The organism is Chamaesiphon sp. OTE_8_metabat_110, assembly GCF_031382685.1.
GTDB lineage: Bacteria > Cyanobacteriota > Cyanobacteriia > Cyanobacteriales > Chamaesiphonaceae > Chamaesiphon.
Map to the genome: position 1 here is coordinate 1 of NZ_JANMZA010000382.1, position 8,530 is coordinate 8,530.

Genomic DNA, 8,530 nt, shown 5'->3' on the forward strand with positions numbered 1-8,530 from the left:
TTGAATTGGTGATTGGTTTAGGTACTGACGTTGTTACAACCTCTGGATGAGAGCATCTGTGGCTCGCCTTCGGTCACTTACTTATTTGCATTGAGGATTAATCTAGGAATCTTCAGTGATGGCTTTGCGATCGTCTAACGACGGTCTTTGAGCCATTTGCAACGAAACCGGAAACTACCAATTTATCTCTATTTCAGCAATTATTTATAGTTGCCGCTCGAATGTCCATTGCTGGCACTCAAGGCAATTACAGGCAAAAATACCATCAGCATGGGATTGTTTGCAGTCTTGCTGGCTGCGATCGGTCTGTGAGCTTCTACACATATAGACAATGCACTCGAACGATATCGAGAGATCGCCACCTAAAATTAAGAAACTTACTTAGCAGCTTTGGGTCGCTTGGTTCCATACTTGGAACGACCTTGCTTGCGATCTTTCACCCCAGCGGTATCGAGCGTACCGCGAATGATGTGATATCTGACCCCAGGTAAATCTTTGACCCGACCGCCGCGAATCATCACGACCGAGTGTTCCTGAAGGTTGTGACCGATACCAGGAATGTAGGCAGTGACTTCAAAACCAGAAGTGAGCCGCACCCGCGCTACTTTACGGAGAGCTGAGTTAGGCTTTTTGGGTGTAGTCGTATAAACGCGAGTACAAACACCGCGACGCTGAGGGCATTCCTTCAGTGCGGGTGACTTAGTTTTGACTTTGTAGTCTTCGCGGGCTTTGCGAATGAGCTGTTGGATGGTTGGCATGTTTTACAAAATTTTGACAGTCGCCGAATGGTTCCAACTGTTGACAAATTACCATTCTATGACTATTTGTTTGCGTGTGTCAATCAGAAAAGTAAGATATCGATATGGAAATGCCTACGATTGTGTCTTGACGCGCTCGACCTGGAGGGAACCTCCAGAACGCGCGTCGCAAATCGTGGCTCATGATGCGAAGTCCGCCTGTCTTGTCTCGCTAAACCGTCGGGAAACCCGACGAGCGCGAGCCGCTGTCTTGAAAAGGTGCTTCACTTGCGGCGTTTTTATGTCTAGGGTTCCCCCCGTCTTGGCGTTTTTTATGCGGGGGGAACCCCCGCATAAAACGCCGCCGAATAAGAAAACGACAAGACAGGGGAAACCCCAAGAACGCACTTTTCGCTACGCGGACTAAATAAATTAGTCCGCGTAGCGAAAAGTGCTCGTCGGGTTCCCCGACGGTTTAGCGAGACAAGACAGGCGGACTTTGTACTACTAGCACCGATTTCAATCGAGTGCGGGAATTGGACGAAGCAAATATCCTTAACCCGAATCCACAGTAGTTAACTCAGTCAGTGATTTTATCGCCCTGCGCTCAATACTTGTTCGGCTGTCAGTTTTAAATCTGGAAAGGTTGCAGAGACGATCGATTCATTTCCCCGAAGCTGCTGAATTTCATACTCTCCATTCACCAGTGTACAGATAGACAGAGTAGGTTGTTTGGGTTTACCAATATGTCGAGTACCACCTAAGCCAGCATAGTCAGCAATCCAATATTCAGGAATACCCAAAACTGCATAGTCTTCAACCTTACGGGAATAATCATTTTGCCAATTGCTACTTACCACTTCCGCCACAAATTTAATCGAACTGCCTAAAGTCAGAATCGATTGCTCAGACCAGTATATTTCTTGCGTAAGTCGATCTCTGTCTATTACGGCTACATCCGGTCTAAATGCCGTCATGCCAATATTGTCAGGGCGTAATATGCCTCGTTGAAGGACGAACCAAGGTAAGCTTGCTGCATCGATCTGAACGCAAATCTTGGTTGTCATGAAAGCTGCAACCTCTTCATGCGAGCCTGTTGGTTCCAAGTCAAATACCTCTCCGTCAATTAGCTCGTAGCGATTATCGCCACCGTAACGAATCAGAAACTCATCAAAACTGAGGAACTGTTGTTGAATCGATCGATCGATGGTAGTGGTCATAAGCTAACTTAGCCAAACTAATGAATTAATTCTATCAGAATTACGAATTTGGGAATGAGTGAAGTCCAATAACACTAGTAACAATAGCTTCTGCAACCTGCCTACCCCCTTCCATCAAATACCCCTTTACTCCCACTTTAATTCTTTGAGAGTGGATCTGACAGCGCATTTCAGGCGACATAATCCACATGGTTGCAAAGCCTTCTGCTGGAACAGGAATGTCATTTGGAAAAATCGAACCATCCGCAGCTAAAAACTCAGGCCAAATCATATAAATACCAGTTTTTGCAATGTTGTCTCCCTCGTAAGAACAATCGCAGCGATAGTGCTGATATAGTGTCCAATCTTGACGACCACCCTCTGCGAACGATAGAAATCGGTAACTAATCTCAAAATCTGGCAGTTGTTCAGATGTATTTGCGCAGCTAGTCATGTGTGAAACCTTTGTTGATATGCTTTTTACACTCGAACAACAATTAGTTATTTAGCTTGACAACTAGGGCAAAAATAAACCCGTCGCCCGCCGAGGGTATCTTTGAGGATTTTGGTGTGGCAGAGGTGACAGAGGCAATCTTGACGACCGAAGACCCAGTGGCGGTATTGACGGCGGGTTTGACCGCGTTGTTTGAGTTGTCTAACGATCGCCAAGCTATTGGTAATCCCCTTGGTGGCGTAGGATTGGCGTGGGAGTTCGAGGAGGGCGACGGCTAGTTTCTGAAGGCTGTCGATCGAACAATCCACTGGTCTTAAAGTAGGATGAATTCCTGCTACAAATAAAACTTCGCTGCGTAAATAGTTGCCCAAGCCGCCTAAAAAATGCTGATTTAGCAGCAGCGCGGGGAATCCTTTGCGATGAAATGTTTTGCTTTGAAGCCGCTCTAGCACCATTTCCACTGTTGTAGTAGCCTCTAACACATCGGGGCCGAGTTTTTGTAGGAAAGGATGGACGGCGATTTGGTCGTCGTCTAATACGTCAATATCTGAGGCACTGTAGAGTAGTGCCGATCGCTTTTCGGTATGAATTGCTAACCTCAGCTGTCGATTGGTGGTTGGATAATCGTAGGCGCAACGAGTGTACCAAACGCCGTAAAGCTGATTGTGACTATAAATGCTGAGTTGATTACTAAAGCGAGTCAGTAGGGCTTTGCCCTTGGGGGTGACAGAGACAATCCGGGCGGCGGTGAGTTCGGCTTCAAAGGACTTGAGACGATCGAAAGCAAAGGAGACTTCGGTGAGGGATCGATCGACAATATCTTTAGCAATCTTATCGGCGGCTAATTTAATTTCTGGGCCTTCAGGCATGGGGTTTTTGGGCTATGGCTGGCAAAGAGTTATCAATTAATAAATTCATTAGTAGGTTGGGTTGAAGAATGAAACCCAACATCTCTAGGGTATTGATGTGTTCGTTGGGTTTCGCTGTCGCTCTACCCAACCTACGGACTACAACTCCTCAAATTACAGAAAATTAGCATCTCTACCCTCTGCAATAAGGCTTTTCTCATTAGGAGTGACACACATAACTAAGGCTGCACATCCTAAATCCCAGACTACGAAGTGATACCCAGTCTCTCTTATGCAAGGATTGAGAGCTTCTGCCAGTTTCATCAATGTTAAGTTGCAGTAATAGTAGAAAGAGTCGTCATCTAGCAAATCAGGCTCAAGTTGAAGAACGTAAGGCACATCGGCAAGCGTAAACTCAACTCTTATCGGCTCTTCAGCACTGTGCCATGTAGATTTTACTCCTTCTGGACGGAATGAACCTCTTGATATACCCGCCCAGCCATTCAAAATATCTTCGTGCAACTTCCAACCATATCCAACTTCTTTAGCGTGGGAAAAATCGAAAGAATCAACAGCGTCAAGTGCTACTCCCCATACTCGTGTGAGATAGCCCAGAACTACATAGTCCTTTCTACAGCTTTTCTGGCTTAAATCTAGCCCCTTCTTCTTTCCGATCCAGTCAGCGATACTCCTCTCTGATAAATGTGAATGCTCCTCAAAAAAACCTAATTCTTTATAAAACCTTACAAAATCCAGTAACCATTCTTGAGCATCCATCATTTAAATTAATTCCATCAATAATTCATAACCACTGACAACACTAGAAATTGAAACCGATCGACTACTCAATATATACGGAAACTTTCTCGATGTTACTCGAATCTGGAAATAATAATCAGGTGAGCTATCGACTTGAGTTAATGTCATCCGATCGAACCCGATCTAGAATAGTTAGTTCATCGGTTATCCCTCGTCTTCGCTCCTATGACTGCACTCACAGCTAACTTAATTGAAATTTTCTCGGCGATTCAGGGTGAGGGCATTAATGTGGGGACGCGCCAGATCTTCGTTCGGTTTGGTGGCTGCGACTTGCGTTGCGCTTACTGCGACAGCCAACATACTTGGACGAAACAACCGACATGCTCGATCGAGCAGACTCCAGGAGAGCGGGATTTTGTCACTCATGATAACCCGATCGAGCTGCCCCAATTATTAACGTGGGTCGATCGGCAAAATGTGCCGCATCTGCACGATAGTATCAGTATTACTGGTGGCGAACCTTTATTACATGCCCCCTTCCTGGTCGAATTTTTGCCGCGAGTTAAACAATTGACGCAGTTACCGATTTATCTCGAAACTGGCGGACATCGCCCCAGCCAGCTAGCGCAGGTTTTACCTTACTTGGATCTGGTGGGAATGGATATCAAGTTACCGAGTGTCAGCGGTGAAAGTCATTGGGAAAAACATCGAGAATTTTTGCAATTATGTCAAGCTGCTAAGGTCGAAGTGTTTGTAAAAATTATTATTTCCCAAACTACTAATCCAGAGGAACTTAAGAAAGCAGCGCAGTTAGTCGCTGATGTGAGCGATGGCATTATTATTTTCTTACAACCAATGACCGCACTAGCCAGTCCCCATACTAATCCGGCTTTAACAGCTCCGACACCAGCACAAGTTCTAGCTTGGCAAGCTTTAATGAAGGAGTATGTACCACATATTCGCGTAATTCCGCAAACACATAAGATGCTGGGACAGTTATAGTTATTATCGACCTTTGACGCAGATCGATCGTGTTGGTTTTCCCCATAGATGGTTACTTACACCCTTCCCACTCAAGAAATAGACAATTTCGATTTGTGATGTCGGTCGCCTATCCACACTGTGCCGATGGCAGGCTACGCCAACGCCAACAGTGCAAGCTATCCACTATTCACTATTCACTCACTACTCTAGATGTCTAATGTGACACTGGGAAGGGAGTAGTTACGATCGCATCCCCGGACTGAGAATCTTCACTAGTTGCTCGATTGCTGATTGAATTGCTTGGGGATCTGTACTTTGGATCAGTGCCCAAGGTTGCCCAGCTTCAGATTGGACTCGATTTAGTGCGGCAATTACCAGATCGAATTTCCAGGCAAGCTGCGATCTCGATCGGTCGGGTAGTGCCCGCTGTAACACATCCAAAAATGCTTCGATCGATGCCGAAAATTCCTCCGTCACAATACTCTTGAGCGGTTCGGGTTCCGTCCAACAACGCCCCATAAATTGAGTGTGGACGAGCAAGAACTCTTTGTCTTGAGCCAAAAACTCCAGACAGGGTTTGAATAATGCGGTCAAGATCGCTTCTACCGACGGCACTAGACCCCCCGCCTGAAGTTGCTTGAGCAGTGCTAATTCTTGCTCGACGATCGGACGAGCAAACCGCTTCACCACTGCTCTAAACAGCTCTTCCTTCGACCCGAAGTGATAGTGAACCGCCGCTAAGTTGACTTCTGCCTCACTTATCACATTTCGTAATGTAGTACCAGCAAAGCCTCGCTCGGCAAAGAGTCGTTCTGCAACATTAATGATTTGTTCTTTGGTATCGGTTGTTGTAGTAATCACAATTTCTGCATTGGTTCGAGTGGTGTCAATTGTAAGGCAATCCCGGTCTCAGACTGACGTGTAGGACAATTTTAGCTTCGCATGTTGCAATTTACCCAAATGTCTGCTTTAATTAAATCAAACGAACGTTTGAATTAATGCCATTCGGCTAAAGACTTAGCTCGATCGGCAAATTGCGTTAGTTTGCAAGACTTTCATGGCTTCAAAAAGCCGTTTAACAGTCTATCGGTCATGCTTTTATACTAAAACATTCGTTTAATTGATGCTAGTTCCGATCGAAAGGTTGCTGCACTGATAAATTACAGGTTACAGGAGGGATCGATGAAATTGATACTACATGAATCACCACAAAATGCGACCGCTGTTCGCCCTGTAAAGAATAGTAGTTGGCAGGCAATTGTCGATCGAACTCCGTTAGGCTGGCTGCAACTCAAGAAAAGTAAATCGCGGCTACTTGTGGCAGTAGCGGGCATTGCCTTTGCCGATCTATTGATGTTTGCTCAACTTGGCATTCAAGCCGCATTGTTTGATAGTAATACCATGCTCAATCGCGGTATGGATGCAGACATCATCATCAGCAGCGCTCAGTATCGGGACTTAAATCTGGCGAATACTTTACCCCGCCGTCGTCTCTATCAAATTAAAGATATCCCTGGCGTGCAATCTGCCGAAGCGCTGTATGTAGCGACGGTCGTTTGGAAAAATCCCCAGACGCGGCGCAAAACTCAACTCACACTAGTGGGGCAAAGTCTCGATCGACCTGCATTCACCTTCCCTGAAATCAATCAGAATCTCGATAAGCTCAAGCAGCCCGATACCTTTTTGTTCGATCGGTTGAGCCGGGGTGCGTATGCCGATGTCGTTGCCCAAGTTGCCGCCGGAAAATCTGTGAAAACGGAAGTCCAACGCCGGACGATCGAAGTCGTCGGACTGTTTTCACTCGGTGCTTCATTTACAACGGAGGGGACACTCATCACTAGTCCCGAAACTTTTCTGCGCTTTTTTCCCGATCGCAGTCCCGGACAAATCAGCTTGGGATCGATCAAAGTTAAGCCTGGAGTCGATCCCGAGCGAGTCCTCGCCAAGATCCAAGCCATCTTACCGCCCGATACGATCGCCTCGACCAAACAGCAGTATGTAAACGACGAGGAAGCCTACTGGCAGGAAACTACCCCACTGGGCATCGTGTTCACCTTCGGCACAGTGATGTCATTTATCGTGGGGATGGTCATCGTTTTTCAGATTCTCTCGACCGACGTAAATGAGCATATGGGTGAATATGCCACGTTTAAGGCGATGGGATATCGCGATCGTTATTTATTTCTCATCGTGTTAGAACAATCTCTCATTCTGGCAACGCTGGGATTTTTCCCTGGTTTAGCACTTGCATTAGGACAATACACGCTAATTCGGAACCTCGGTGCTTTGCCAATTGCCATGACTGTGGAGCGGCTAGTTCTGATTTTTTCACTTACAGTAGTAATGTGTGTAGTGTCGGGCACAGTGGCAACTCGCAGGCTGAAATCTGCCGACCCAGCCGATAATTTTTAGGAGTCAACATGAATCCATCTTCAATAATTACCTGGGATCGTCTAGCTCTGTCTTCAGTCAGGCTATCGTCAGCGATTAGAGTGGCGCAATTAAACCACTTTTTTGGTGAAGGCGAACTCAAAAAACAGGTACTTTTTAACATCAATCTTGCCATCAATGTTGGCGAAATCGTCATCTTGACTGGCCCTTCGGGTTCGGGTAAAACGACGTTATTATCGCTAATGGGTGGCTTGCGATCGCCTCAATCCGGCAGTCTGCGGATGTTGGCGACAGAACTAGTCGGTGCGGAAAAAGCGGTTGCCGTAGCAGCACGTCGCTCCTGTGGCTATATCTTTCAGGCACACAATCTCCACAGCAGTCTGACTGCTCAAGAGAACGTGATGATGGGGCTAGAAGTCCACGGCACTTATTCGCGTTCGGAGCGGCGCGATTTAGCGGTACACATGCTAGAAGTGGTGGGTTTGGGAGAACGGACTCAATCCTATCCAGCAGGTCTTTCGGGCGGTCAAAAACAGCGCGTAGCGATCGCGCGTGCCCTAGTCAGCCGTCCTCAAATCGTCTTAGCCGATGAACCTACCGCCGCACTAGACAAGAAATCGGGGCGCGATGTGGTGGAACTGATGCAAAAACTGGCAAAAGTACAGGGCTGCACCATCTTGATGGTGACACACGATAACCGCATTTTAGATGTTGCCGATCGAATTATCTACATGGAGGATGGGCATTTAAGCAACCAACCTGAGTCGGTGGCAATTGCCTAATCCCCGCAGCCACCTAAATTATTACCTGCGACTAAAGTCGCGGCTAATGTTGCAAAGTCCGCCTACGCGGACTAAGAAATTAGTCCGCGTAGGCGGACTTTGCACTCCGAGCAGCGGTTTCCAACCGCTGAGGTTAATGAGATCGATCGTGCATTAGCTCACGGCACCCATCTCAAAAAACAGCGATTACCATGCTGCTCGGTAATTTCTGCACCTAAACGATCGTAAAAACGCAGTCCTCGAATGTTGCGAGCATCAGCATTCCAAGCTAGATGGGTACAGTCGTTTTCCTGGGCAATTTTTGCGAGTCGTTGGATTAATTCTGGCCCAAAACCTTGACTTCGCGGCGGTTGATAGACATAAATATAGGATAACC

12 protein-coding genes are annotated in these 8,530 nt (G+C 46.7%); 3 read left to right on the forward strand and 9 right to left on the reverse strand.

The features are described 5' to 3' along the window. Positions 1–200 precede the first annotated feature (200 nt). The 7 genes from RMO52_RS13980 to RMO52_RS14010 all read right to left on the reverse strand — a co-directional run bounded on the left by RMO52_RS13980 (position 201) and on the right by RMO52_RS14010 (position 4,165). On the reverse strand, positions 201–332 hold the full coding sequence (locus RMO52_RS13980) for a hypothetical protein (RefSeq protein ID WP_310415232.1): 132 nt from the start codon (positions 330–332) through the stop codon (positions 201–203). Between the two features lie 45 nt (positions 333–377). Further along, on the reverse strand, positions 378–758 hold the full coding sequence (rpsL, locus tag RMO52_RS13985; protein WP_015161335.1) for a 30S ribosomal protein S12: 381 nt from the start codon (positions 756–758) through the stop codon (positions 378–380). A 572-nt stretch (positions 759–1,330) separates the two neighbouring features. After that, entirely contained in the window at positions 1,331–1,957 is a 627-nt protein-coding gene (locus RMO52_RS13990; RefSeq protein WP_309739392.1) for a Uma2 family endonuclease, read from the reverse strand. Between the two features lie 40 nt (positions 1,958–1,997). Further along, positions 1,998–2,390 carry a hypothetical protein gene (locus tag RMO52_RS13995; protein ID WP_309739390.1) on the reverse strand — a complete coding sequence of 131 codons (393 nt, stop codon included), beginning with the start codon at positions 2,388–2,390 and terminating at the stop codon, positions 1,998–2,000. Between the two features lie 47 nt (positions 2,391–2,437). Beyond that, positions 2,438–3,259: an endonuclease VIII gene (nei, locus tag RMO52_RS14000; RefSeq protein WP_310415235.1), complete on the reverse strand. Its 822-nt coding sequence runs from the start codon at positions 3,257–3,259 to the stop codon at positions 2,438–2,440. A 153-nt stretch (positions 3,260–3,412) separates the two neighbouring features. Next, positions 3,413–4,018 carry a hypothetical protein gene (locus RMO52_RS14005; RefSeq protein ID WP_309737971.1) on the reverse strand — a complete coding sequence of 202 codons (606 nt, stop codon included), beginning with the start codon at positions 4,016–4,018 and terminating at the stop codon, positions 3,413–3,415. Next, the gene (locus tag RMO52_RS14010) at positions 4,019–4,165 is read right to left on the reverse strand and encodes a hypothetical protein (RefSeq protein WP_309737970.1); all 147 of its coding nucleotides are present in this window, start codon (positions 4,163–4,165) and stop codon (positions 4,019–4,021) included. Positions 4,166–4,222: 57 nt separating this feature from the next. Here RMO52_RS14010 and RMO52_RS14015 point away from each other — a divergent pair, with 57 nt between their 5' ends. Next, on the forward strand, positions 4,223–4,999 hold the full coding sequence (locus RMO52_RS14015; RefSeq protein WP_309737969.1) for a 7-carboxy-7-deazaguanine synthase QueE: 777 nt from the start codon (positions 4,223–4,225) through the stop codon (positions 4,997–4,999). A gap of 222 nt (positions 5,000–5,221) precedes the next feature. On the opposite strand, the gene RMO52_RS14020 is transcribed toward RMO52_RS14015, so the two are convergent. Further along, on the reverse strand, positions 5,222–5,842 hold the full coding sequence (locus RMO52_RS14020) for a TetR/AcrR family transcriptional regulator (protein WP_310415238.1): 621 nt from the start codon (positions 5,840–5,842) through the stop codon (positions 5,222–5,224). A gap of 321 nt (positions 5,843–6,163) precedes the next feature. On the opposite strand from RMO52_RS14020, the gene devC reads away from it, so the two are divergent. Both devC and RMO52_RS14030 read left to right on the forward strand, forming a co-directional pair. After that, positions 6,164–7,393: an ABC transporter permease DevC gene (gene devC / locus RMO52_RS14025; RefSeq protein WP_310415241.1), complete on the forward strand. Its 1,230-nt coding sequence runs from the start codon at positions 6,164–6,166 to the stop codon at positions 7,391–7,393. An 8-nt stretch (positions 7,394–7,401) separates the two neighbouring features. Continuing rightward, complete coding sequence (locus RMO52_RS14030) at positions 7,402–8,154, forward strand: DevA family ABC transporter ATP-binding protein (protein ID WP_310415244.1); 753 nt, start codon at positions 7,402–7,404, stop codon at positions 8,152–8,154. 158 nt (positions 8,155–8,312) lie between these two features. Here the strand turns inward: RMO52_RS14030 and RMO52_RS14035 are convergent. Beyond that, the coding region (locus RMO52_RS14035; RefSeq protein WP_310415247.1) for a GNAT family N-acetyltransferase at positions 8,313–8,530 on the reverse strand (218 nt) is incomplete at its 5' end.

Bases quoted from the DNA above. Each gene is read 5' to 3' on its own strand.
- RMO52_RS13990 (WP_309739392.1), bottom strand. From the start codon at position 1,957: ATGACCACTACCATCGATCGATCGATTCAACAACAGTTCCTCAGTTTT.
- RMO52_RS14010 (WP_309737970.1), bottom strand. From the start codon at position 4,165: ATGACATTAACTCAAGTCGATAGCTCACCTGATTATTATTTCCAGATT.
- RMO52_RS14005 (WP_309737971.1), bottom strand. From the start codon at position 4,018: ATGATGGATGCTCAAGAATGGTTACTGGATTTTGTAAGGTTTTATAAA.
- RMO52_RS14015 (WP_309737969.1), top strand. From the start codon at position 4,223: ATGACTGCACTCACAGCTAACTTAATTGAAATTTTCTCGGCGATTCAG.
- nei (WP_310415235.1), bottom strand. From the start codon at position 3,259: ATGCCTGAAGGCCCAGAAATTAAATTAGCCGCCGATAAGATTGCTAAA.
- devC (WP_310415241.1), top strand. From the start codon at position 6,164: ATGAAATTGATACTACATGAATCACCACAAAATGCGACCGCTGTTCGC.
- RMO52_RS13995 (WP_309739390.1), bottom strand. From the start codon at position 2,390: ATGACTAGCTGCGCAAATACATCTGAACAACTGCCAGATTTTGAGATT.
- rpsL (WP_015161335.1), bottom strand. From the start codon at position 758: ATGCCAACCATCCAACAGCTCATTCGCAAAGCCCGCGAAGACTACAAA.
- RMO52_RS14030 (WP_310415244.1), top strand. From the start codon at position 7,402: ATGAATCCATCTTCAATAATTACCTGGGATCGTCTAGCTCTGTCTTCA.